Raw genomic sequence first — 22,605 nt, 5'->3', positions numbered from 1 at the left:
ATGAAGTTCGTTGCCTTGAAACAGGTCGTGCTCGGGCTGGCAGTCACGGCCATCGTTGCCGGCAGTATTCCGCTTGCCGCGGCACAGAGCGCCAGCGGCGCGGCCGCGGTCAGTCCCGACGCGACCACCACCGCCAAGCCGACCAAGGCTGAGCGCAAAGCGGCACGCAAGCAGGCGCGCGCCAAGAAGAACGCCGAGCTGAAGAAGCTGGAAGACGCCGGCTACCAGCCTTCGCGCAACGACCCGAACTATCCGACCGACCTGCAGAACGCGCAGAAGAAGGCGGGCATCGGCGCGGGCGCGAGCCAGTAAGTGGGCTGGTAAGCGCACGCAACGCTGCACGATCCGGCAACTCGACGAAGCCGGCGGGAAAATCTCCCGCCGGCTTTTTTTATCTGCTAGGCAAGGCGCGCGTGCGGCATGCTGCAGCGCGCCAGAGCGCGAAACCGGTTTTCAAACGCCATTTTTCTTCGTTCGCGTGACTCGACTTGCTCTAACGCGACACCGCCTCGCGAGCCTTCGAGCTCTTCGCAAACCCTTGCCCAGAAAGGCTTTCGCCGAAATCCGCCAGAATGCGCGCGACACGGGTGTCGCATTTCCACACGTGGTTGTCGCAATTAGTCGGCTAGGCGTACTTTTTTCTGGCAACTATGTATGCACAGCGCGGACGGACGTCCGCCACTGCCGCAATTGTCGTGCATGGGACCGGAGTAAGCGCTCAAGCGCTCACGCCGGTCGACATAGGAGAGCATTCAATGAATTCCCCCAAGGTCGTTGTCGAAGGGCTGTGCAAGGTGTTCGGCACTAACCCGAAACAGGCGATCGGCATGCTGGCCGGCGGCGCGACGAAAGAAGAAGTGTTCGCGCGCACCGGTCAGATTGTCGGCGTGCATAACGTGTCGTTCGAAGTGAAGGAAGGCGAGATCTTCGTGTTGATGGGCCTGTCGGGTTCCGGCAAGTCGACACTGATTCGCCTGATCAATCGGCTGGTCGAGCCGAGCGCGGGCAAGGTGCTGATCGATGGGCGCGACGTGGCCGGTGTGCCGCGTTCGGAACTGACGGCGCTGCGCCGCAAGGACATGAGCATGGTGTTCCAGTCTTTCGCGCTGATGCCGCAGCGCACGGTGTTGTCCAACGCCGCGTTCGGGCTGGAAGTGGCCGGCGTGGGCAAGAAGGAGCGCGAGAAGCGGGCCATGACCGTGCTGGAGCAGGTCGGTCTCGCGCCGTTCTCGGAGAAGCTGCCGGCGCAACTTTCCGGCGGCATGCAGCAGCGGGTCGGGCTGGCGCGTGCGCTGGCGGTCAACCCGTCGCTGATGATCATGGACGAAGCGTTTTCCGCGCTCGATCCGCTCAAGCGCAAGGAAATGCAGAACGTGCTGCTGGATCTGCAACGCGAACAGCAGCGCACCATCCTGTTCGTGTCGCACGATCTGGAAGAGGCGATGCGCATCGGTACGCGCATCGCGATCATGGAGGGCGGCCGCGTCGTGCAGGTCGGCACGCCGCAGGAAATCATCACCAATCCCGCCGACGATTACGTGCGCGCCTTCTTCGACGGCATCGACACCAGCCGTTATCTGACGGCGGGCGATCTGATGCAGACCGACGCCGTGCCGCTGATGGCGCATTCGCCGCAGATCGACGCGTCGAGTGTCGCCGCCACGCTCAACGGCAGCGCCGACTACGCCTTCGTGCTCGACAGCGAGCGCAAGATTCGCGGCTTCGTCTGCCGCGATGCGGCGGGCAGCGCTTCGCCGCAACTGAACCACATCGAGTGCATCAGCCGCGGCACGCCGCTCGACGCGGTGGTCGAACGCGTGGTGGCAAGCCGCGCGCCGCTGCCGGTCGTCGAAGCGGACGGCTCCTACTGCGGTTCGGTCAACAAGACGAACGTGCTGAACGTTCTCACGCGCCATCGGAGTTCCCATGTCTGAAGTCATTCCACTTGGCGCCTGGGTCGATCACGGCGTTCACTACCTGCTCGATCACGACGCCAAAACCTTCGACTCCATCGGCAAGGTGATCGAGAGCTTTGCCGCACTCGTCGAACATGGCCTGCAGGCCGTGCCGATGTGGGCGCTGATGGCCTTCTTCGTCGGCATCGGTTTGTGGCGGGTGGGCTGGCGCTTCGCGCTGTTCACCTTGCTCGCCATGCTGCTGATCTACGGCACCGGCTTCTGGGATCAGATGGTGATCACGCTCGGCCTGACGCTGTCTTCCACGCTCATCAGCCTGCTGCTCGGCGTGCCGCTCGGCATCTGGACCGCCAAGAGCCGCTACGTCGAAATGGTGGTGCGCCCCGTACTCGATCTGATGCAGACCATGCCGGCCTTCGTGTACCTGATTCCGGCCGCGATGCTGTTCGGTCTCGGCCGCGTGCCCGGCATTCTCTCCACCGTGATCTTCGCGATGCCGCCGGCGGTGCGTCTCACGTCGCTCGGCATCAAGCACGTGAACCGCGAGATCGTCGAGGCCGGGCAGGCGTTCGGTTGCACGCCGTGGCAACTGCTCTACAAGGTGCAGTTTCCCAACGCGCTGCCGTCGATCATGACCGGCGTGAACCAGACCATCATGATGGCGCTCTCGATGGTGATCATCGCCTCGATGGTTGGCGCGGGCGGTCTGGGTAACGACGTGCTGGCGAGTATTCAGCGCCTCGATATCGGACTCGGTTTCGAAAGCGGTCTTTCGGTGGTGATGCTCGCGATCATTCTCGACCGCATCACGGAGAGCTTCGGCCGCTCGCCGGGCATGGCACGCGCACCGTTGCTCTCGGGACTGCGCAGCGTGATGAAGGTGCGCCGCGAGCCGGCGGCGCAACACGGCTGAGCCGCCGATGAAGCGCGACGCGATCACGCCCATCGAGGCCCGCCCGGAAGCGCCGGCGTCGCCGCTGTCAGGCCTCGCGCACGTCGGCTTTCTGACCTTGCCGAACTTTTCGATGATCGCCTTCACCAGCGCCGTCGAAGTGCTGCGCATGGCCAACTACGTGGGGCGCGCGCAGCACTACACGTGGTCGGTGATCTCGACGGACGGTGAGCCCGCGCGTGCCAGCAACGGCATCACCGTCAAGCCGACCACCACGCTCGCCGAAGTGGGCATGCCGGACGTGCTGATCGTCTGCGCAGGCTGGCACGTGCGCGATTATGTCGACGATACGGTGATCGCGCTGCTGCGCGACGTGGCCGCGCGAGGCATTCCGCTCGGCGGCATCTGCACGGGCCCCTACGCGCTGCTCGCGGCCGGGCTGCTCGACGGGTATCGCTGCACGGTGCACTGGGAAGACATGTCGCCCTTGCACAAGAGCTACCCGCACGTGCGTTTCGCCGACGAACTCTTCGTGATCGACCGCGACCGGCTGACCTGCACCGGCGGCACCGCGCCGCTCGACCTGATGCTGAACCTCGTGAGCATGCGCCTCGGCGCGCCGGTGGCCGCGCAGGTGTCCGAGCAGTTCATCGTCGAGCGGATTCGCGGCTCGACCGATTACCAGCATATTCCCGTCGACGCGCGCGTCGGTTTCTCGCGCGCCGAGTTGATCGAAGTGGTGCGGCTGATGGAGGCGAACATCGAGGAGCCTTTGTCGCTCGACGAACTCGCGCGGCTCGTGCATCTGTCACAGCGGCACTTGCAGCGCATGTTCAAGATGTTTCTCAGCGTGTCGCCCACGCATTACTACCTCACCCTGCGTTTGCGCCGCGCGCGCGAACTGCTGCGCAACACCGACGCGTCGATCGCGCGCGTCACCGCCGTTTGCGGTTTTCATTCGCCGTGTCATTTCAGCAAGGCGTATCGGGCGCAGTTCGGCCACGCGCCGAGCATCGAGCGGCGTCTGTCGGCATAGCGGCCGGTCGCGGACAGCGTCCGCGCCGACCGCCAATCCATCACCATCACTACTCCGAGGGAACGCCATGAAACGTTCGTGGGCCGTGTCGTTGTGCGCGCTGTCGATGTCGTCCGTGTTTGCCGCTGAACCCGCCACCTGCCGCGACGTGCGGTTCGCCGATGTCGGCTGGACCGATATCGCCGCGACGACCGGGCTGGCGTCGACCGTGCTCGAAGGGCTCGGCTACAAGCCGACCAAAACCATCGCCTCCGTGCCGATCACGTTTGCGGGTGTGAAGAGCAAGCAGATCGACGTGTTTCTCGGCTACTGGTCGCCCACCATGGACCCGATGATCGACCCGTTCAAAAAGGCCGGCCAGCTCACCGTGCTCGCCACGCCGAACCTGACCGGCGCGAAATACACGCTGGCCGTGCCGGATTACGCGTACCAGTCCGGCATCAGGACATTCGCCGACATCGCGAAGAACTACGACAAGCTCGACGGCAAGATCTACGGGATCGAGCCGGGCAACGACGGCAACGCGTTGATCAAGAAGATGATCGACGGCAATCAGTACGGTCTCGGCAAGTTCAAGCTGGTGGAATCGAGCGAGGCGGGCATGCTGGTCGAAGTGAACCGCGCGATCCGCGATAAAAAGCCGATCGTGTTTCTCGGCTGGGAACCGCATCCGATGAACGTGCAGATGAAGATCGATTATCTGTCCGGCGGCGACGACGTATTCGGCCCGAACTACGGCGAAGCCAGGGTGCTGACCGTGACGCCCAACGATTATTCGGCCCGCTGCCCGAACGTCGCGAAGCTGGTGGCGAACCTGCATTTCACGACCGACATCGAGAATCACGTCATGCTGCCGATCATGAACAAGACCGACCCGAACAAGGCCGCGCGCGAGTGGCTGAAGGCGAATCCGGCGGTGCTGGATCAATGGCTCGCGGGCGTGAAGACGTTCGATGGGAAGGACGGCTTGCCGGCGGTGAAGGCTTATGTGGCGGGGAAGTAGGGGGGAAGTTGGGGCGCGTGTTTGCGTCGCGCCTGTCGACGGGCTCTTAGGATGATGCGGGGTTGATGCACATCAACTGAAACGCAAGCAGTAAGGCTTTTAGGAGTTGTCGGATTTTTCCTGTGTCGGGGTCTTTATAGGGTGCTTGGGCTTTTACCTGAGTACAACCAATAAGGATAACGATGACAGGAAACAGATTTGAAAAGACCGCGGCCGGCATGATAGGCCGGTTGCTGGCCGTGGTCATGCTGCTGACGATTGCCTTTGGCGCAAACGCAGCCGATTGCAATGCTGTATGGTCGGCGACCGGCGCAAAGCCGGGCTCGCCCACTTGCTTCGTTGTGGCAACTAATGCGCAATATTGATTACATCCACGAGCGGGAGATATTCGCGCCGCTTTGGCAGCGCGCCCGTGATTGTTCTAGCCGCATTGCAACTGCCCCAGCCGGGAGTCTGTTGCATTGGGACTCTTCTAACCTCGCTACGCAGGTTTTTCTCGACCTCACTCGCAGCATTGCAGCGCTCGATGGGAACGGCGAGTTCGCGGTGGTCGTGCTGGATCCCGATCCGTTCGACTATTTTCACGTGCATTTTGGAAAATATCCCGGATTCATCGTCAGTCCGCAGCATAGCGACGAAGATTTTTTCGACATACTGATGAGGGATCCCGGCGACAGTCTTGCCGATGCGATCGGCGTCTACTCGGAAAAGTATGCGGTCTTGCCGATTTCGGGCAACTGGTTCATGTACGCCGATCGGGGGTGGAAAACGGGAACAGGTGTTCTAGGCGGACCGCCTGACGTCATGCAGTTTGCCCGTGAGCGATTCAGGTTTTACGAAAACCCTCACTGAGCTTTTGTTTTGCCGCTGGTTTTTCATGTGTCCGCGACGCTCATAGGCTGTGACGCGCGGACACCATGGTTGGATCGCCGGCGGCGGGCATTTTATTGGGTTGTCTTTTACGGCCGCGCGTGGGTGTCCGTCATTCCTGACGGACCCAGTGCAACACGGAAGCGCAAGCTTCCATCCCCCTCAAATCGCCTGCGCCCGCCCCGGAAACGTCTCGTCGTAACTCCCGCTGTCTTCCACTTCTTCCGCCGTGCCGCGCTGCTCGCGGTACATCATCGGCGGCAGGCCGAACTGCTTGCGGAATTCGCGTCCCAGATGCGATGCGTCTGAAAACCCGCAACTCGACGCGATATCCGCCACCGTTTTGTCCGAACTCGTGAGCAGCCACGCGGCCGTGCGCAAGCGGACCTGCTTGGCATACGCCTGCGGCGCCTTGCCGGTTTCGGCCTTGAAAAGCCGCTCCAGTTGACGCGGCGACAGATCGAGCTTGCGCGCCAGTTCGTCGAGCGGCAGCGAACGCCCCACGTGCTGTTCCATCAGCAGGATCGCGCGCTTGACCTTGGGATGCGTGGCCGGCGCGAGGCCAGGCGGATGCGGTTGCGGCGCGTTGCCTTTCTGCATGTCGTCGACCAGCAGGATGCGCAGCGCCTTCTGCACCGTGGCGGTCTCGAAGTGCCGCAGCAGGATCGCGGCGGCCACGTCGATCGATGCGCGTCCGCCCGAGCAGGTAATGCGCCGCCGGTCGATCACGAACAGACGGTCGGCGACCAGCGCTTCTTCGTTGACGGTGGGAAAGCGCTCGATGAAATCCCAGTAGTGAAACCAGCTCACGCAGATCCGGTGGCCTTCCAGCACGCCCGCGCGCATCAGCGAAAACACGCCGGTACACATGCCGACGAGCGTCGCATCGGTGGCGGCGGCGCGCCGGATGAAGGCGAGCGTGGCGTCGTTGGTGGCCGGCCCGGCATGCAGCAGGCCGCCCACCACCACCACGTAGTCGAACGGTTCGGCGCTCTCGAAGGTCTCCCAGGGCGTGATCTGGATTCCGCAACTGGCGCGCACCGGAGCAAGGGTTTCCCCTATGACGCTCCAGGAGCAGCGCACGGGTTTGCTGAAGTCGCCCTCGTCGGCGGACAGGCGCAGCAGGTCGACGAAACCCGCGAACGCGGTCAGCGTGAAGTTCGGCAACAGGATGATGCCGAAGCGGATGCGCTGTTTCGGGGTGCCGTCGATCGATTGAAGGGGAAGCGGTTCAGGGGGATTCATGCACGCAATGGCTTGGAGGAATGAGCAGACGCAAAAAGCAAAAAACTTAACGCCGGATAGGGCTTGAATCAAGCATAGCACTGCGGCGAGCATCGCCAGCCGTAAGGGCGGTGCCTGTCGGAAATGCGTCAGAAGTCTTCGGAAATCCGCCGCGGCGCTTTGCAGGCGGCCGGCTTGACGCCACTATCCCAGCGTGATGCCGTTTTTATTCTATCGGTTCAATTTGACGTGCGGTGCAATAGCAGCCAGTTCAGAGCAGAACCGGCAACCCCGCCAATTTAGCGCCACGCAACAGAAAAGGCATGTCATGAACGTCAGCGTTTTCGATCTGTTCAAGATCGGTATCGGTCCTTCGAGCTCGCATACGGTCGGGCCGATGATCGCCGCATGCCGCTTCGCTTCGCATATCGAAGACGCCAATCTGCTCGGTTTCGTGCGCCGGGTGAAGGTGGAACTGTTCGGCTCGCTCGGCGCGACCGGCAAGGGTCACGGCACGGACAAGGCGGTGCTGCTCGGGCTCGAAGGCAATCTGCCGGACCAGATCGACCCGGACATCATCGAGCCGCGTCTGCGGGCGATTCGCGAAACGAAGCAGCTGGTGCTGCTCGGCAAGCATCCCGTGCAATTCGAGGAGCGCGAGCAACTCGGCTTCTTTCGCAAGCTGATGCCCGGCACGCCGGGTACGGCCGGTGTCTCGGGCACGAGCTTCGTGCATCCGAACGGCATGCGCTTTCAGGCCTTCGACGAGAACGCGCAGTTGCTGGTGGAGAAAGAGTATTACTCGATCGGCGGCGGCTTCGTGGTGAACCGCGAGGGCGATCGTGTGAACGGCTTGCGCGCGGGCGCCGAAGTGCCGCATCCGTTTCGCACCGGCGACGATCTGATGCGCGTGTGCCGCGAAACCGGGCTGTCGATCGCCGAGGTGGCGCTGAAAAACGAATGCGCGTCGCGCAGCGAACAGGAAGTGCGCGACGGCCTGCTGGCGATCTGGCGCGCGATGTCCGCCTGCGTGGAGCGCGGCTGCAAGGTACGCGGCGAGTTGCCCGGCCCGATGCACGTGAAGCGGCGCGCGGCCGATCTGTGCGGCCAGTTGCGCGCGCGTTCGGAAGAGTCGTTGCGCGATCCGCTCTCCATGCTCGACTGGGTCAATCTCTACGCGATGGCCGTGAACGAGGAAAACGCCGCGGGCGGGCGCGTGGTCACGGCGCCGACCAACGGCGCGGCCGGCGTGATCCCCGCCGTGCTGCATTACTACGTGAAGTTCATGCATGCGTCGAACGACGAAGGCATCGTGACCTTCCTGCTGACGGCCGCGGCCATCGGCATCATCTACAAGGAAACGGCGTCGATTTCGGGCGCCGAAGTGGGCTGCCAGGGCGAGGTGGGCGTGGCCTGCTCGATGGCCGCCGCGGCGCTCGCCGCCGTGATGGGCGGCACGCCGACGCAGGTCGAGAACGCCGCCGAAATCGGCATGGAACACAACCTAGGCATGACCTGCGATCCGGTGGGCGGCCTCGTGCAGATTCCCTGCATCGAACGCAACGCGATGGGCGCGATCAAGGCGCTGAACGCCGCGCGCATGGCGATGAAGGGCGACGGCCAGCACTACGTGTCGCTCGACAACGTCATCAAGACGATGCGCGAAACCGGTGCCGACATGAAGACGAAATACAAGGAGACGTCGCGCGGTGGTCTCGCCGTGAACGTCATCGAATGCTGAAGCGCCCAGGCGCCGCACGAGTTACGAAGCAACAGTACCGCCAGTACGGCAAAAGCACCAACAAGGACCCAAGATGAGCCGCTATTCGATATTCAGCCTGCTGCGCAACGGGATGTCGTATCACGAGAACTGGGAGCGACAGTGGAAAAGTCCCGAGCCCAAACGTGAATACGACGTCGTGATCGTCGGCGGCGGTGGGCATGGTCTCGCCACCGCGTATTACCTCGCGAAAGAGCACGGCGTGCGCAATATCGCGGTGCTGGAAAAAGGCTGGATCGGCGGCGGCAATACGGCGCGCAATACGACGATCGTGCGATCGAACTATCTGTGGGACGAATCGGCCGCGCTCTACGAGAAGGCGATGAAGTTGTGGGAAGGTCTGTCGCAGGACCTGAACTACAACGTCATGTTCAGCCAGCGCGGCGTGATGAATCTCGCGCACACCTTGCAGGACGTGCGCGACACCGAGCGCCGCGTGAACGCGAACCGTCTGAACGGCGTCGACGCGGAATTTCTCACGCCCGCGCAGATCAAGGAGATCGAGCCGACCATCAATCTGAACAGCCGTTATCCGGTGCTGGGCGCCTCGATCCAGCGGCGCGGCGGCGTGGCGCGCCACGACGCGGTGGCCTGGGGCTTCGCGCGCGGCGCGGACCAGGCCGGCGTGGACATCGTGCAGAACTGCCAGGTGGTGGGCATTCGTCGTGACGGCAGCCAGGTGACCGGCGTGGACACCACGAAGGGATTCATCAAGGCGAAGAAAGTGGCGATCGTCGCGGCGGGCAATACGTCCACGCTCGCCGACATGGCTGGCGTGCGTCTGCCGCTGGAAAGCCACCCGCTACAGGCGCTCGTGTCCGAGCCGATCAAACCGGTGGTCAACACGGTCGTGATGTCGAACGCGGTGCACGCGTACATCAGCCAGTCCGACAAGGGCGACCTGGTGATCGGCGCGGGTGTCGATCAATACACGGGCTTCGGTCAGCGCGGCAGTTTCCAGATCATCGAAGGCACGCTCGAAGCCATCGTCGAAATGTTCCCGGTGTTCTCGCGCGTGCGCATGAACCGTCAGTGGGGCGGCATCGTGGACGTCTCGCCGGACGCCTGCCCGATCATCAGCAAGACCGACGTGAAGGGCCTGTACTTCAACTGCGGCTGGGGCACGGGCGGCTTCAAGGCGACGCCGGGTTCGGGCTGGGCCTACGCGCACACCATCGCGAAGGACGAGCCGCATGCGCTGAACGCGCCGTTCTCGCTGGACCGCTTCTATACCGGTCATCTGATCGACGAACACGGCGCGGCCGCCGTCGCCCACTAATGCACTGTCAATGTACTGAGAGACACCCATGCTGCTGATCGAATGCCCATGGTGCGGGCCACGCGCCGAAACCGAATTCTCCTGCGGCGGCGAAGCGGATATCGCGCGTCCGCTCGACACCGAAAAACTCACCGACAAAGAGTGGGGCGACTACCTGTTCATGCGCAAGAACCCGCGCGGCGTGCATCGCGAGCAATGGCTGCACACGCAGGGCTGCCGCCGCTGGTTCAAGGCGCAACGCGACACGGTGAGCTACGAGATTCAGGGTTACGAGACGTTCGATCGTCCGCAACTCGCATTGGATGGTAACGAGAGCAAGGCACAAGAGGGCAAGGCATCATGAGCCAGAAAGACCGACTCCCCAGCGGCGGGCGCATCAATCGCGCGATCGTGCTGACATTCACGTTCAACGGCCGCAAATACCAGGGTTATCAGGGCGACACGCTCGCCTCGGCGCTGCTCGCCAACGGCCTGCACTTCGTGGCGCGCAGCTGGAAATACCACCGTCCGCGCGGCATCGTCACGGCGGGCGTGGAAGAACCGAATGCCGTGGTGCAACTCGAAACCGGCGCTTACACGGTGCCGAATGCGCGTGCCACGGAAATCGAGTTGTATCAGGGGCTCGTTGCGAACAGCGTGAACGCGAAGCCGAGCATCGAGAAGGATCGCATGGCGGTGAACCAGAAGATCGCGCGTTTCATTCCGGCGGGCTTCTACTACAAGACCTTCATGTGGCCGCGCAAATTCTGGCCCAAGTACGAAGAGGTGATTCGCGACGCCGCCGGTCTCGGCAAGGCGCCCGAGCAGACCGACGCGGACCGCTACGACAAGTGCTTTGCGCATTGCGACGTGCTGGTGGTGGGCGGCGGCCCCACGGGTCTCGCGGCCGCGCACGCGGCGGCGCTCTCGGGTGCGCGCGTCACGCTGGTGGACGACCAGCCGGAACTCGGCGGCTCGTTGCTGTCGTGCCGCACGGACATCGACGGCAAACCGGCCTTGCAATGGGTGCAGAAAATCGAGGACGAACTGCGCCAGATGCCCGACGTGAAGATTCTGTCGCGCAGCACGGCCTTCGGCTATCAGGACCACAATCTCGTCACCGTGACGCAGCGCCTCACCGAGCATCTGCCGGTCACGCAGCGCAAGGGGACGCGCGAACTGATGTGGAAGATCCGCGCGAAGCGCGTGATTCTCGCCACCGGCGCGCACGAACGTCCGATCGTGTTCGGCAACAACGATCTGCCCGGCGTGATGCTGGCCTCGGCGGTGTCGACCTATCTGCATCGCTATGCGGTGCTGCCGGGCCGCAACGCGGTCGTGTTCACGAATAACGACGACGGCTATCAATGCGCGCTCGACCTCAAGGCGGCCGGCGCACAGGTCACCGTGGTCGATCCGCGAGGCGGCGAGTCGAAGGGCAGCTTGCCCGCGCTGGCACGCCGTCATGGCGTCAAGGTGCTGAGCGGCGCGGCGATCACGGCTGCGCACGGCAAATTGCGCGTGGCGTCGGTCGAGGTGGCGTCGTATTCGAACGGACAGGTCGGCGCGAAACAGGCCGATTTGCCGTGCGATCTGCTCGCCATGTCGGGCGGCTGGAGTCCCGTGCTGCACCTGTTCGCGCAATCGGGCGGCAAGGCGCACTGGAACGACGAGAAGGCCTGCTTCGTGCCGGGCAAGGCGATGCAGGCGGAAACCAGCGTCGGCGCCTGCGCGGGCGACTTCACGCTCGGCCAGGGCATTCGTTTCGCGGTCGACGCAGGTGTCGAGGCGGCGCGTGCCGCCGGCCATATCGTCGCGCGGCCGAATCCGGTGCAGGTCGCGGAACTCGCGGAAACGAAAATGCAGCCGCTGTGGCTCGTCGGCGGACGCGAACTCGCCGCGCGCGGCCCGAAGCAGTTCGTCGACTTCCAGAACGACGTCTCGGCCGCGGATATCTTTCTGGCGGCGCGTGAAGGCTTCGAATCCGTCGAACACGTCAAGCGCTATACGGCGATGGGTTTCGGCACGGATCAGGGCAAGCTCGGCAACATCAACGGCATGGCGATTCTCGCGCAGGCGCTCGGCAAGACGATTCCCGAAACCGGCACGACCACGTTCCGCCCGAATTACACGCCGGTCACGTTCGGCACTTTTGCGGGCCGCGAACTCGGCGAGTTTCTCGATCCGGTGCGCAAGACGGCCGTGCACGAATGGCACGTGGAAAACGGCGCCGCCTTCGAAGACGTCGGCAACTGGAAACGTCCATGGTATTTCGCCAAATCGGGCGAGGACATGCACGCCGCCGTGGCGCGCGAATCGCTCGCGGTGCGCACGAGCGTCGGCATCCTCGACGCCTCGACGCTCGGCAAAATCGACATCCAGGGTCCCGATTCGGCGAAGCTGCTGAACTGGGTCTACACGAATCCGTGGAGCAAGCTCGAAGTCGGAAAATGCCGCTATGGCCTGATGCTCGACGAGAACGGCATGATCTTCGACGACGGCGTGACCGTGCGTCTCGCCGACCAGCATTACATGATGACCACCACCACCGGCGGCGCGGCACGCGTGCTGACGTGGCTCGAACGCTGGCTGCAAACCGAATGGCCCGACATGCGCGTGCGCCTCGCCTCCGTGACGGATCACTGGGCGACCTTCGCGGTAGTCGGCCCGAACAGCCGCAAGGTACTGCAGAAGGTGTGTCACGACATCGACTTCGCGAACGCGGCGTTCCCGTTCATGAGCTATCGCGAAGGCACCGTGGCCGGTGCGGCTTCACGCGTGATGCGCATCAGCTTCTCGGGTGAACTCGCCTATGAAGTGAACGTGCCGGCGAACGTCGGCCGCGCGGTGTGGGAAGCGATCATGGCCGCGGGCGCCGAATACGACATCACGCCGTACGGCACGGAAACCATGCACGTGCTGCGCGCGGAGAAGGGCTACATCATCGTCGGCCAGGATACCGACGGCTCCATGACGCCGTACGATCTCGGCATGGGCGGTCTCGTGGCGAAGTCGAAAGACTTTCTCGGCAAGCGCTCGCTGACGCGCTCGGACACCGCCAAGGCCGGCCGCAAGCAACTGGTCGGTCTGCTGGCGGACGATCCCTCGTTCGTGATTCCGGAAGGCTCGCAGATCGTCGCCGGCCCGTTCCAGGGCGAGACGGCAACGATGCTCGGACACGTCACGTCCAGCTATTTCAGCCCTATCCTGAAGCGCTCGATTGCAATGGCCGTGGTGAAGGGCGGCCTCGACAAGATGGGCGAAACGGTCACGATCCCGCTCTCGAGCGGCAAACAGATTGCAGCGAAGATCACCAGTTCGGTGTTCTACGACAGCGAAGGAGCGCGTCAACATGTGGAATGAAACGAGAGGCACGGTGTCGGCGGTGGATCGCGCGGTCGGCAAGCAAACGGGCGTGTGGCAGGAGTCGCCGCTGGTCGGTGCGGACGCGCTGCTGAAAAAACATCAGGCCGGCGCGAACGCCGCGTTCCGGCTCGGCGAACGGCCGTTCCTGGAACTCGTGATCGTGCGTGGCGACACGCGCGACGCCGCCTTCGTGCAGGCAATCGAAAGCGTGCTGGGGTGTGCCTTGCCGCAGAAGCCGAACACCATCGCGCAGGGCAAGGGCTATGACGTCCTGTGGCTCGGTCCCGACGAATGGCTGGTGCGTTCCGCGCAATCGCACGACGCTTCGCGCACCGCACCGCTGCAGGGCCGACTCGGCGCGGCGTTTGCCGGCGTGTTTGCGTCGGCGGTGGATATCGGCAGCGGCTACACCGTGCTCGAAATCAGCGGCACGCGCGCACGCGAAGTGCTCACGCGCGGCTGTCCGCTCGATCTGCATCCGAAGCTGTTCGGACCGGGACAATGCGCGCAGAGCCATTACTTCAAGGCTTCGATGACGCTGATTCCCACCGGCGCGGAGAGTTTCGATATCGTCGTGCGCCGCAGCTTCGCGGATTACTTCGTGAAGATCATGCTCGACGCGGCCGAGCCGTTGATGTCGTGAAGTGGCGGCGGCACGTGCATAACGTGATGTTCGTGGTTCGCGCGAATTACTCTGTGCACGGCCGCCCGCGCTTCCCGTCGACATGACCACCACCCGACTCGCCATCGCGCGTCTCACCGAACGCGCCTGTCAGCAGGGCGACGCGCACGCCGCGCTTGCCTTGCTCGACCAGAGTATCGCCCTGCGGCATCGGCGCATTGCGCTGATCCGCTATCTCCTCGCGCAGCAGCTCGGCGCGGCGCTGCAACCGCGCCATCATCAATACGTCCAGAAGATCGCCGAACGCCTCAGCGAAGAAGCGCTCGCGCGCATTGCGAACGCCGCGCGTGCGCGCCGGCGCGCCTGATATCGCGCACCGCGCGAGCGTGCCGCGACGGCGCGCCCATTCCATCCCGATGACGTATTTCTTCTATGTGGGCGATTTATGTCGGCGTCTACTGAAAACGTTGCCGGACTGATCGCTCGCGTCCGGGTCCGACATCCACGCGGCCCTGTCCGCATCAACGAGGGGATGACATGTCTACTGCTTTTCAGCCTCGCGCAAGCGCCGCCGCCCGCCTGGAACGGCTGCCGTTCTCCAGTTATCACCGCACCATCTTCATCATCATCGCCGTCGCGTTCTTTTTCGATTCCGTCGATCTGGGCACGATGACCTTCGTGCTCGGCTCGATCAAAAGCGAGTTTCATCTGTCCAGCGCGACAGCGGGTCTGGTCGCCAGTGCGAGTTTCTTCGGCATGGTGATCGGCGCGGCCATCGCCGGCTTGCTGGCGGATCGCTTCGGACGGCGTCCGGTGTTCCAGTGGAGCATGGTGCTGTGGGGCATTGCCTCGTATCTCTGCTCGACGGCGCAGAGCGTCGAGGCCTTGATCTTCTATCGCGTGCTGCTCGGTTTCGGCATGGGCATGGAGTTTCCGATTGCGCAGACGCTGTTGTCCGAATTCGTGCCAGCGGCTTCGCGCGGCCGTCTGATTGCGCTGATGGACGGCTTCTGGCCGCTCGGTTTTATCGCCTCGGGCGTGGTGTCGTACTTCGTGCTGCCCACTTTCGGCTGGCGCACCGAGTTCGCATTGCTGGCGATTCCCGCGGTGTTCGTGCTGATCGTGCGCCGCGTCGTGCCCGAATCGCCGCGCTGGCTCGAACATCGCGGACGTCTCGCCGACGCCGACAAGGTGCTCGCCGAAGTCGAAGTCAAGGTGATGAAGGCCGCGGGACTGAGCCAGTTGCGCGCGCCGGTCATGCTGACCGAGCCGCCCGCGGCAAAAGGCGCCGGCGCGTTCCCCGAAATCTGGAGCGCCGCGTACCGCCGCCGCACCATCATGGTGTGGACTTTGTGGTTCTTCGCCTTGCTCGGCTTTTACGGCCTGACGTCATGGCTCGGCGCGCTGATGCAGCAGGCCGGCTTTGCGGTGACGAAATCCGTGCTGTACACCGTGCTGATTTCGCTGGGCGGCATTCCGGGCTTTCTCTGTGCGGCGTGGCTGGTGGAGCGTTGGGGCCGCAAGCCGACTTGCATCGCGTCGCTGGCGGGCAGTGCGGTCATGGCCTACGTGTACGGACAAACCGCGCTGCACGCGCAGACACCGACGCTGCTGATCTGCGCGGGTCTCGCCATGCAGTTCTTCCTGTTCGCGATGTGGGCCGTGCTCTACACCTACACGCCGGAGTTGTACGGCACGGGCGCGCGTGCCACCGGTTCGGGGTTCGCCTCGGCGATCGGTCGCGTGGGCTCGCTGATCGGACCGTACGTCGTGGGTGTGGTATTGCCGATGTTCGGCCAGGGTGGCGTGTTCTCGCTCGGCGCAATGTGTTTCGTGATCGCCGCGGCGGCCGTGTGGATCATGGGGATCGAGACGCGCGGACTGGCGCTCGAAACGCTCGTGTCCGAAGCGGTGGAATCGGATGCACACGGCGTGCTGAGTCCGGCGCGGGAGTGAGATCGTTTTTGCGTCGTTCTGCTTTTTAAGCCATGGAAAAGCCGCGAATGTTTCGCGGCTTTTTTTCGAACGGTGCGTCTGGCTCGGCGCGATCTAGACGATGGCCTTCTTGCGCTGGCTCGCCACCACGCCCTTCGCCACGCCGTTCGCCACGAAGTAGGGCGTATCGACGCGCGCCAGGGCCGGCCGTCCGCGAATCCGGTCGGCGATCTTTTCGGCGAGCATGATGGTCGGCGCGTTCAGATTGCCGGTGGTGATCTGCGGCATGATCGACGCATCGACCACGCGCAATCCGGTGAGACCGTGCACGCGGCCTTCGTTGTCGACCACCGCCATGTCGTCGTAACCCATCTTGCACGAGCACGACGGGTGAAACGCGGTCTCGGCGCGGTTGCGCACGAAGTCGTCGAGTTGCGCGTCGGTGGAAAGCTCGGCGCCCGGATTCAGTTCGCGTCCGCGATAACGGTCCAGCGCGGGTTGCCGCATGATCTCGCGCGTGATGCGGATGCCATCGCGGAATTCACGCCAGTCGAGCGGATCGGACATGTAGTTGAAAAGAATGCTCGGGTGCGCCGCCGGATCGCGTGACACGAGCTTGACGCGGCCACGGCTCGGCGAGCGCATCGAGCCGACATGTGCCTGAAAGCCGTGCATCCTGATCGCGTTCGAGCCGTTGTAATTGATCGCCACCGGCAGGAAGTGATACTGGATGTTCGGCCACACATCGTCGTCGCGGGTTCGGATGAAGCCGCCCGCTTCGAACTGGTTGCTCGCGCCGATACCGGTGCCCTTCATCATCCATTCGAGTCCGATGCCCGGCTGATTCCACCATTGCAGCGCCGGATATAACGACACCGGCTCCTTGCACTCGTACTGGATATACATCTCCAGATGGTCCTGCAGATTTTCGCCGACGCCGGGCAGATCGTGAACGAGCGGTATGCCGAGTTCGCGCAGCCAGTCCGGGCGGCCCACGCCCGAGCGCTGCAATAACTGCGGCGATGCGATCGCGCCGCTGCAGACCAGTACTTCGCGCCGCGCATGCGCGACTTTTTGCGCACCGTCGTGCAGATAAGCCACGCCGATTGCGCGTTGGCCCGAGAACAGCACGCGATCGCTCAGCGCATGCGTGACAATAGTCAGATTGGCGCGCGCTTTGGCGCGGTCCAGATAGCCGCGCGCCGTGCTCGCGCGCCGCCCGTTCGGCGTGACCGTGCGATCCATCGGGCCGAAGCCTTCCTGCTGATAGCCGTTGAGGTCGTCGGTGCGTGGGAAGCCGGCCTGCACGCCGGCTTCCACCATTGCCGCGAACAGCGGGTTGTTGCCGGGCTTGCTGGTGGTGACATGCACCGGACCGTCGCCGCCGTGATACGGATTGGCACCCACGTCGCGTGTTTCCGCCTTGCGGAAGTAGGGCAGGCAATCGAGGTAGGTCCAGTTTTCCAGACCTTCGCGCGCGGCCCAGTTGTCGTAATCCAGCGCATTGCCGCGGATATAACACATGCCGTTGATGAGCGACGAACCGCCCAGCCCCTTGCCGCGCCCGCATTCCATGCGGCGGTTGTTCATGTGCGGCTCGGGATCGGTTTCGTATGCCCAGTTATAGCGCCGCCCTTGCAGCGGATACGCCAGTGCCGCCGGCATCTGCGTGCGGAAATCGAAACGGTAGTCGGGGCCGCCCGCTTCGAGCAGCAGCACGCTCACGTCCGCGTCTTCGCTCAGGCGCGACGCCAGCACGTTGCCCGCCGAACCCGCGCCGACGATGATGTAGTCGTATTCCTTCGTAGCCATTTTTGCTCCCTTCAGAAAACAGGCTGATAGGGTCCAAGCTCGACCTGCACGGACTTGATGCGCGTGTAGTGTTCGAGTGTCGTCAGTCCGTTTTCGCGGCCCACGCCCGATTGTTTGTAGCCGCCCACCGGCATTTCCGCCGGCGACTCGCCCCACGTGTTGATCCAGCAGATGCCCGCTTCGAGTCGATGAATCACGCGATGCGCGCGCGAAAGATTTTCGGTGACCACACCGGCCGCAAGACCATAAGCCGTGTGATTGGCACGCGCGACGGCTTCGTCTTCATCGTCGAAAACGAGAATACTCATGACAGGTCCGAAGATTTCTTCGCGCACGATACGCATGTCGTCGCGGCAGTCTGTAAAAACGGTGGGCTCGACATATTGCCCCTGACCGAAATGGCCTTCGCTCAGACGTTTGCCGCCTGCGAGCAGGCGTGCGCCTTCCTGAACGCCGCTTTCGATGTAGCCGAGTACTTTCTGCAATTGCGCCGCGCTCGCGAGTGGACCGAAGTTCGTGCGGGGATCGCTGGGCGCCCCCACGCGAATGCGCTTCACGCGTTCCTGGATCAGCGCTTCGAATCGGTCGAGCACCGCACGTTGCACGAAAACGCGCGTGCCGTTGGTACATACCTGGCCGGAGCTGAAGAAGTTCGCGCTCATCGCGATGTCGGCGGCGCGTTCGAGGTCGGCGTCGTCGAAAACCAGCAGCGGCGACTTGCCGCCGAGTTCCATGGTCACTTCTTTCAGCGACGATGCCCCCGCGAGCGACATCACTTTCTTGCCGGTTTCCACGCCGCCCGTAAAGGAGATTTTCTCGATGCCGGGGTGCGCGGCGAGCAGGGCGCCCACGCGGCCGTCGCCTTGCACCACGTTGAACACACCGGGCGGCACGCCGGCCTCGGTATAGATCTCCGCGAGTTTCAGCGCGGACAGCGGGGTGATTTCGCTCGGCTTGAAGATCATCGCATTGCCCGCCGCGAGCGCGGGCGCCGACTTCCAGCAGGCGATCTGAATCGGGTAGTTCCATGCCCCGATGCCCGCGCAGACACCGAGCGGCTCGCGCCGCGTATAAACGAAGGACGACGCCCGCAGCGGAATCTGCTGTCCCTCGATGGCGGTCGCGAGCCCCGCGTAATACTCGATCACGTCCGCACCGGTCACGATATCCACCGCCTGCGTTTCGGCAATCGGCTTGCCGGTGTCGCGCGTCTCCAGTGCGGCGAGTTCATCGTTACGCTCGCGCAGCAGATCGACGGCGCGGCGCAAAACTCGTGAGCGCTGCATGGCGGTGAGCGCGGCCCATTCGCGCTGACCTTCACGCGCCGATTGCACGGCGCGGTCCACGTCCGCCGACGAAGCCTGCTGCACCGTGGCGAGCAATTCGCCGGTGGCGGGGTCGCGCGTGTCGAAAGTTTCGCCGCCGGTGGCGTCGGCATAGGCGCCGTGCAGGTAGAGACGTTGCGTTGCGAATGCCGGCATGAGCGGGCTCCTTGCGGTAAGAGAGATTCGGTGGCTCGGTTGGGCGCGCTACGCGCCGGCGAGCAGCATGTCGATGTAGTCGTTGGCGGTGCGCAATGCCGCTTTGGTGTCGAACGGTTCGCCGGACAAGGCGCCGCGCAGCCACAGGCCGTCGATCAGCGCGGCGAGGCCGCTTGCCGCGCGTCGTGCGGCAGGGCGCGGCAATGCCTTGGAGAAATCGGCGCAGAGATTGGAGTTCAGGCGGCGCGTATTCACGTATTGCAAGCGCCGTAGCTGCGGCTTGTGCATGCTTTCCGACCAGAACGCGAGCCAGGTTTTCATGACGGGACCGCTGGTCTGTTCGGCGTCGAAATTGGCCGCGACCACCGCGCGCAGTTTCGAGCGCGGGTCGGCTCTGGCTGCGCGCCGCCGCCGCGAGGTGGCCTGCCACAGATCGCGCAGCACGTGACGCATGGTGGCTTCGAGCAGACCGTCCTTGTCGCCGAAATAGTGACTGACGATGCCGGTGGAAATGCTCGCGCGCTGCGCCACCGAGGCGAGCGTGGCGCCGGCGAGACCGGTCTGGTCGATGGTGAGCAAGGTGGCGTCGATCAGCTGGGCGCGGCGGATTTCGCGCATTCCGAGTTTGGGCATGACGTGTCGCGGAAGAATCAACCGGTTCATGGTAGTTTTTTTATATTGAACGGTCAATCAATAAAAGGTCGGGGTGTGTGGGTTGGTGCGTGAGATTTCAGGCGTGTCGGTTCCAGCCAAACCGGCGTCGCGTTCGAACCAGGTCTTTCGTTGCGGCGAGCGCTACGCTCGTTGAACGGTGCGCGAGGGCCGCGAGACCCCTCTGGTCCGACGGCTAACCCCGCGCGCCGTTCACAAGACATGGAGACAAGCCAATGAGCAGCAATCGCGGCGTCGTATATCTGGGCCAGGGCAAGGTGGAAGTGCAGTCGATCGACTATCCGAAGATGGTCGATCCGCGTGGCCGCGCCATCGGCCATGGCGTAATTCTGAAAGTGGTCAGCACGAACATTTGCGGCTCCGACCAGCACATGGTGCGCGGGCGCACCACGGCCGAAGTCGGTCTCGTGCTCGGCCACGAGATTACCGGCGAGGTGATCGAGATCGGCCGCGATGTCGAGACGCTGAAAATCGGCGACCTGGTGTCGGTGCCGTTCAACGTAGCCTGCGGACGTTGCCCCACCTGCAAGTCGCAGCACACCGGCGTGTGCCTGAACGTGAATCCGTCACGCGCGGGCGGCGCATATGGGTACGTGGATATGGGCGGCTGGATCGGCGGCCAGGCCGAATACGTGCTGGTGCCGTACGCGGACTTCAATCTGCTGAAATTCCCGGACTACGCGCAGGCCATGTCGAAGATTCGCGACCTGACCTGTTTGTCCGACATTTTGCCGACCGGCTACCACGGTGCGGTGATGGCGGGCGTCAAGCCGGGTTCGACGGTGTATATCGCGGGTGCGGGTCCGGTCGGGATGGCGGCGGCAGCGTCGGCACGACTGCTCGGCGCGGCGTGCACGATCGTCGGCGACATGAACGAGGCGCGCCTCGCGCATGCGCGCAAGATGGGCTTCCAGACGGTCGATCTGTCGAAAGACGCGACGCTCGGCGAGCAGATCGAGCAGATACTCGGCAAGCCCGAAGTGGATTGCGCGGTGGACTGCGTCGGCTTCGAGGCACACGGTCACGGCAGCAGCGGCGCGCAGGAAGAAGCGCCCGCCACGGTGCTCAATTCGCTGATGGAAATCACGCGGGCCGCGGGCGCGATCGGTATTCCGGGCCTCTATGTGACCGATGATCCGGGCGCGGTGGACGCCGCTGCGCGCAAGGGCAGTTTGAGCATCCGTTTCGGCCTCGGCTGGGCCAAGTCGCATTCCTTCCATACGGGCCAGACGCCGGTCATGAAGTACAACCACAACCTCATGCAGGCCATTCTGTGGGACCGCTTGCCGATCGCGGATATCGTCAACGTCACCGTGGTATCGCTCGACGAAGCGCCGGACGGCTATCGCCAGTTCGATGGCGGTGCGCCGAAGAAGTTCGTACTCGATCCGCACGGCTTGCTGAAAGCCGCTTGAGCGAGGTGAACTGAAGTAGCGGTGATTACCGGCAAGGAACGCGGCGCGCACGGAATTCCGGCGCGCCGCTTTGCTGTCAGGCGGCCATGACCGGTGTACCCGGATGAAGCGCGGCCAGCGAAGGCGCCTGCTTGCGGCGTTCGCGGGTGGGCGCCGTGCCGAATGCGTCGCGATAGCTTTTAGAGAAGTGACACGCCGACTGGAAACCGCATGCCATGGTGATGTGCATGATCGACATATCGGTTTGCAGCAGCAGTTCGCGCGCGCGGCGCAAACGCAAGGTCAGATAGTAATGCGTCGGCGTCATGCCGAGATGTTCGCGGAAGAGGCGCTGCAACTGGCGTTGCGACATGCCGGCAAGCCGCGAGAGTTCTTCGCGTGACAAAGGCTCTTCGATATTGTTCTCCATCAGCGAGATCACTTCGAAGAGCGACTTGTTGGCCGAACCGAGCCGCGCCACCAGCGGCATTTTCTGTTGCGCGCTGGTATCGCGCACGTGTTCGACGATGAACTGCTCGGCGATCTGCGTGACCCGTGCCGTGCCGACGCGCGGCGCAATCAGGTTCAGCATCATGTCGAGCGGTGCGACGCCGCCCGTGCAGGTGACGCGATCGCGATCGATCACGAACAGTTCTTTCAGAAAGCGCGTGTCGGGAAACTCTTCCTTGAGCGCCGACATGTTCTCCCAGTGAATCGCACAAGCGTAGCCCGCCAGCAAACCGGCGCGCGCGAGCGCATAGGTGCCGGTGCACAGGCTGCCGAGCACGCTGCCCATGCGGGCAAAGCGGCGCAGCGCGGAAAGATGGTTGGGCGTCGTGGCGCGTTGCACGTCGATACCGCCGACCACGAACACGATATCGGGTTGACCCACGCATTCGACCGGACCCGTGTCGACCGAAAGTCCATTGCTTGCCGTGACCGGGCCGCCTTCGGGGCTCACGATCGACCAGCGGTAAAGCGTTTGTCCTGTCAGGTAATTCGCCATGCGGAGAACTTCGATCGCATTGGTGAAAGCGATCATCGTGAAGTTCGGAAGCGGCATGAACGCGAAGTGCGAGAGCGCCGCAGTGCGATCGGTGGACATGTGAGGAATGATTCCTTCGAATCTGTAATGTCGCGTCGTCGTGGGGGGCGACGACTCATGCAATTTTGAGGAGGATTGCAACTACCGTGCCATCAGGCTAAACCCTCGGTTGCAGATAAAACAGCTTGGATAGCTAAACAACCGGCACCAGAAACGCGCCGCGCCCACCATGAGACGCACCTGTTCGGCGCATGACGTTCAGCCGCAGTGCAGCAATAGAACGGCCGTGCGTAGCAGGT

At 63.6% G+C, this 22,605-nt stretch carries 20 protein-coding genes; 14 read left to right on the top strand and 6 right to left on the bottom strand.

Going from position 1 to position 22,605, the window contains the following annotated elements:
* From P3T18_RS33300 to P3T18_RS33280, 5 genes are all read left to right on the top strand, one after another.
* On the top strand, nt 1-312 hold the full coding sequence (locus P3T18_RS33300) for a hypothetical protein (protein WP_429304227.1): 312 nt from the start codon (nt 1-3) through the stop codon (nt 310-312).
* Between the two features lie 443 nt (nt 313-755).
* The gene (locus P3T18_RS33295) at nt 756-1,934 is read left to right on the top strand and encodes a quaternary amine ABC transporter ATP-binding protein (protein ID WP_429304226.1); all 1,179 of its coding nucleotides are present in this window, start codon (nt 756-758) and stop codon (nt 1,932-1,934) included.
* Complete coding sequence (choW, locus tag P3T18_RS33290; protein ID WP_429304225.1) at nt 1,927-2,829, top strand: choline ABC transporter permease subunit; 903 nt, start codon at nt 1,927-1,929, stop codon at nt 2,827-2,829. The genes P3T18_RS33295 and choW overlap by 8 nt, the downstream gene beginning before the upstream one ends.
* 7 nt (nt 2,830-2,836) lie before the next feature.
* Nucleotides 2,837-3,844 carry a GlxA family transcriptional regulator gene (locus P3T18_RS33285; protein WP_429304224.1) on the top strand — a complete coding sequence of 336 codons (1,008 nt, stop codon included), beginning with the start codon at nt 2,837-2,839 and terminating at the stop codon, nt 3,842-3,844.
* Between the two features lie 67 nt (nt 3,845-3,911).
* Complete coding sequence (locus tag P3T18_RS33280) at nt 3,912-4,847, top strand: choline ABC transporter substrate-binding protein (protein ID WP_429304223.1); 936 nt, start codon at nt 3,912-3,914, stop codon at nt 4,845-4,847.
* Nucleotides 4,848-4,893: 46 nt separating this feature from the next.
* Here the strand turns inward: P3T18_RS33280 and P3T18_RS33275 are convergent, their stop codons facing one another.
* The gene (locus tag P3T18_RS33275) at nt 4,894-5,178 is read right to left on the bottom strand and encodes a hypothetical protein (protein ID WP_429304222.1); all 285 of its coding nucleotides are present in this window, start codon (nt 5,176-5,178) and stop codon (nt 4,894-4,896) included.
* Between the two features lie 20 nt (nt 5,179-5,198).
* Between P3T18_RS33275 and P3T18_RS33270 the strand changes: the two genes are divergently transcribed.
* The gene (locus tag P3T18_RS33270) at nt 5,199-5,699 is read left to right on the top strand and encodes a hypothetical protein (RefSeq protein WP_429304221.1); all 501 of its coding nucleotides are present in this window, start codon (nt 5,199-5,201) and stop codon (nt 5,697-5,699) included.
* A 180-nt stretch (nt 5,700-5,879) separates the two neighbouring features.
* Here the strand turns inward: P3T18_RS33270 and P3T18_RS33265 are convergent, their stop codons facing one another.
* A complete protein-coding gene (locus P3T18_RS33265) occupies nt 5,880-6,962 on the bottom strand; it encodes a GlxA family transcriptional regulator (RefSeq protein WP_429304220.1) in 1,083 nt (360 codons plus the stop codon).
* Nucleotides 6,963-7,269: 307 nt separating this feature from the next.
* On the opposite strand from P3T18_RS33265, the gene P3T18_RS33260 reads away from it, so the two are divergent.
* From P3T18_RS33260 to P3T18_RS33230, 7 genes are all read left to right on the top strand, one after another.
* Nucleotides 7,270-8,682: an L-serine ammonia-lyase gene (locus P3T18_RS33260; RefSeq protein WP_429304219.1), complete on the top strand. Its 1,413-nt coding sequence runs from the start codon at nt 7,270-7,272 to the stop codon at nt 8,680-8,682.
* A gap of 73 nt (nt 8,683-8,755) precedes the next feature.
* The gene (locus tag P3T18_RS33255) at nt 8,756-10,000 is read left to right on the top strand and encodes a sarcosine oxidase subunit beta family protein (protein ID WP_429304218.1); all 1,245 of its coding nucleotides are present in this window, start codon (nt 8,756-8,758) and stop codon (nt 9,998-10,000) included.
* Between the two features lie 28 nt (nt 10,001-10,028).
* Nucleotides 10,029-10,343 (top strand): sarcosine oxidase subunit delta, encoded by a 315-nt coding sequence (locus tag P3T18_RS33250; RefSeq protein WP_429304217.1) that lies wholly within the window; start codon nt 10,029-10,031, stop codon nt 10,341-10,343.
* Nucleotides 10,340-13,342 carry a sarcosine oxidase subunit alpha family protein gene (locus P3T18_RS33245; RefSeq protein ID WP_429304216.1) on the top strand — a complete coding sequence of 1,001 codons (3,003 nt, stop codon included), beginning with the start codon at nt 10,340-10,342 and terminating at the stop codon, nt 13,340-13,342. The genes P3T18_RS33250 and P3T18_RS33245 overlap by 4 nt, the downstream gene beginning before the upstream one ends.
* Nucleotides 13,332-13,988 (top strand): sarcosine oxidase subunit gamma, encoded by a 657-nt coding sequence (locus tag P3T18_RS33240; protein WP_429304215.1) that lies wholly within the window; start codon nt 13,332-13,334, stop codon nt 13,986-13,988. Before P3T18_RS33245 ends, P3T18_RS33240 begins: the two co-directional genes overlap by 11 nt.
* A gap of 82 nt (nt 13,989-14,070) precedes the next feature.
* Nucleotides 14,071-14,334 carry a hypothetical protein gene (locus P3T18_RS33235; RefSeq protein WP_429304214.1) on the top strand — a complete coding sequence of 88 codons (264 nt, stop codon included), beginning with the start codon at nt 14,071-14,073 and terminating at the stop codon, nt 14,332-14,334.
* A 170-nt stretch (nt 14,335-14,504) separates the two neighbouring features.
* A complete protein-coding gene (locus P3T18_RS33230) occupies nt 14,505-15,923 on the top strand; it encodes an MFS transporter (RefSeq protein ID WP_429304213.1) in 1,419 nt (472 codons plus the stop codon).
* A 93-nt stretch (nt 15,924-16,016) separates the two neighbouring features.
* Here P3T18_RS33230 and betA read toward each other — a convergent pair whose 3' ends face one another.
* Genes betA through betI form a run of 3 tightly spaced genes read right to left on the bottom strand, consistent with a single transcriptional unit; the run spans nt 16,017 to nt 19,828 of the window.
* Nucleotides 16,017-17,714, bottom strand: a complete 1,698-nt coding sequence (gene betA, locus P3T18_RS33225; protein WP_429304212.1) for a choline dehydrogenase — start codon at nt 17,712-17,714, stop codon at nt 16,017-16,019.
* Between the two features lie 11 nt (nt 17,715-17,725).
* A complete protein-coding gene (betB, locus tag P3T18_RS33220) occupies nt 17,726-19,195 on the bottom strand; it encodes a betaine-aldehyde dehydrogenase (RefSeq protein ID WP_429304211.1) in 1,470 nt (489 codons plus the stop codon).
* A 48-nt stretch (nt 19,196-19,243) separates the two neighbouring features.
* A complete protein-coding gene (gene betI, locus P3T18_RS33215) occupies nt 19,244-19,828 on the bottom strand; it encodes a transcriptional regulator BetI (RefSeq protein ID WP_429304210.1) in 585 nt (194 codons plus the stop codon).
* A 254-nt stretch (nt 19,829-20,082) separates the two neighbouring features.
* Here betI and fdhA point away from each other — a divergent pair, with 254 nt between their 5' ends.
* On the top strand, nt 20,083-21,282 hold the full coding sequence (fdhA, locus tag P3T18_RS33210; protein WP_429304209.1) for a formaldehyde dehydrogenase, glutathione-independent: 1,200 nt from the start codon (nt 20,083-20,085) through the stop codon (nt 21,280-21,282).
* A 76-nt stretch (nt 21,283-21,358) separates the two neighbouring features.
* On the opposite strand, the gene P3T18_RS33205 is transcribed toward fdhA, so the two are convergent.
* The gene (locus tag P3T18_RS33205; protein WP_429304208.1) at nt 21,359-22,366 is read right to left on the bottom strand and encodes a GlxA family transcriptional regulator; all 1,008 of its coding nucleotides are present in this window, start codon (nt 22,364-22,366) and stop codon (nt 21,359-21,361) included.
* Nucleotides 22,367-22,605: the final 239 nt, after the last annotated feature.

It is taken from the genome of Paraburkholderia sp. GAS199 (genome assembly GCF_050436585.1).
Classification (GTDB): Bacteria; Pseudomonadota; Gammaproteobacteria; order Burkholderiales; family Burkholderiaceae; genus Paraburkholderia.
This window is presented reverse-complemented; position numbering and strand designations above follow the sequence as displayed.

Bases quoted from the DNA above. Each gene is read 5' to 3' on its own strand.
- P3T18_RS33245 (WP_429304216.1), top strand. From the start codon at position 10,340: ATGAGCCAGAAAGACCGACTCCCCAGCGGCGGGCGCATCAATCGCGCG.
- betA (WP_429304212.1), bottom strand. From the start codon at position 17,714: ATGGCTACGAAGGAATACGACTACATCATCGTCGGCGCGGGTTCGGCG.
- betI (WP_429304210.1), bottom strand. From the start codon at position 19,828: ATGCCCAAACTCGGAATGCGCGAAATCCGCCGCGCCCAGCTGATCGAC.
- P3T18_RS33250 (WP_429304217.1), top strand. From the start codon at position 10,029: ATGCTGCTGATCGAATGCCCATGGTGCGGGCCACGCGCCGAAACCGAA.
- P3T18_RS33205 (WP_429304208.1), bottom strand. From the start codon at position 22,366: ATGTCCACCGATCGCACTGCGGCGCTCTCGCACTTCGCGTTCATGCCG.
- betB (WP_429304211.1), bottom strand. From the start codon at position 19,195: ATGCCGGCATTCGCAACGCAACGTCTCTACCTGCACGGCGCCTATGCC.
- P3T18_RS33300 (WP_429304227.1), top strand. From the start codon at position 1: ATGAAGTTCGTTGCCTTGAAACAGGTCGTGCTCGGGCTGGCAGTCACG.
- P3T18_RS33295 (WP_429304226.1), top strand. From the start codon at position 756: ATGAATTCCCCCAAGGTCGTTGTCGAAGGGCTGTGCAAGGTGTTCGGC.
- choW (WP_429304225.1), top strand. From the start codon at position 1,927: ATGTCTGAAGTCATTCCACTTGGCGCCTGGGTCGATCACGGCGTTCAC.
- P3T18_RS33265 (WP_429304220.1), bottom strand. From the start codon at position 6,962: ATGAATCCCCCTGAACCGCTTCCCCTTCAATCGATCGACGGCACCCCG.
- P3T18_RS33270 (WP_429304221.1), top strand. From the start codon at position 5,199: ATGCGCAATATTGATTACATCCACGAGCGGGAGATATTCGCGCCGCTT.
- P3T18_RS33255 (WP_429304218.1), top strand. From the start codon at position 8,756: ATGAGCCGCTATTCGATATTCAGCCTGCTGCGCAACGGGATGTCGTAT.
- P3T18_RS33280 (WP_429304223.1), top strand. From the start codon at position 3,912: ATGAAACGTTCGTGGGCCGTGTCGTTGTGCGCGCTGTCGATGTCGTCC.
- fdhA (WP_429304209.1), top strand. From the start codon at position 20,083: ATGAGCAGCAATCGCGGCGTCGTATATCTGGGCCAGGGCAAGGTGGAA.
- P3T18_RS33285 (WP_429304224.1), top strand. From the start codon at position 2,837: ATGAAGCGCGACGCGATCACGCCCATCGAGGCCCGCCCGGAAGCGCCG.
- P3T18_RS33260 (WP_429304219.1), top strand. From the start codon at position 7,270: ATGAACGTCAGCGTTTTCGATCTGTTCAAGATCGGTATCGGTCCTTCG.
- P3T18_RS33235 (WP_429304214.1), top strand. From the start codon at position 14,071: ATGACCACCACCCGACTCGCCATCGCGCGTCTCACCGAACGCGCCTGT.
- P3T18_RS33240 (WP_429304215.1), top strand. From the start codon at position 13,332: ATGTGGAATGAAACGAGAGGCACGGTGTCGGCGGTGGATCGCGCGGTC.
- P3T18_RS33230 (WP_429304213.1), top strand. From the start codon at position 14,505: ATGTCTACTGCTTTTCAGCCTCGCGCAAGCGCCGCCGCCCGCCTGGAA.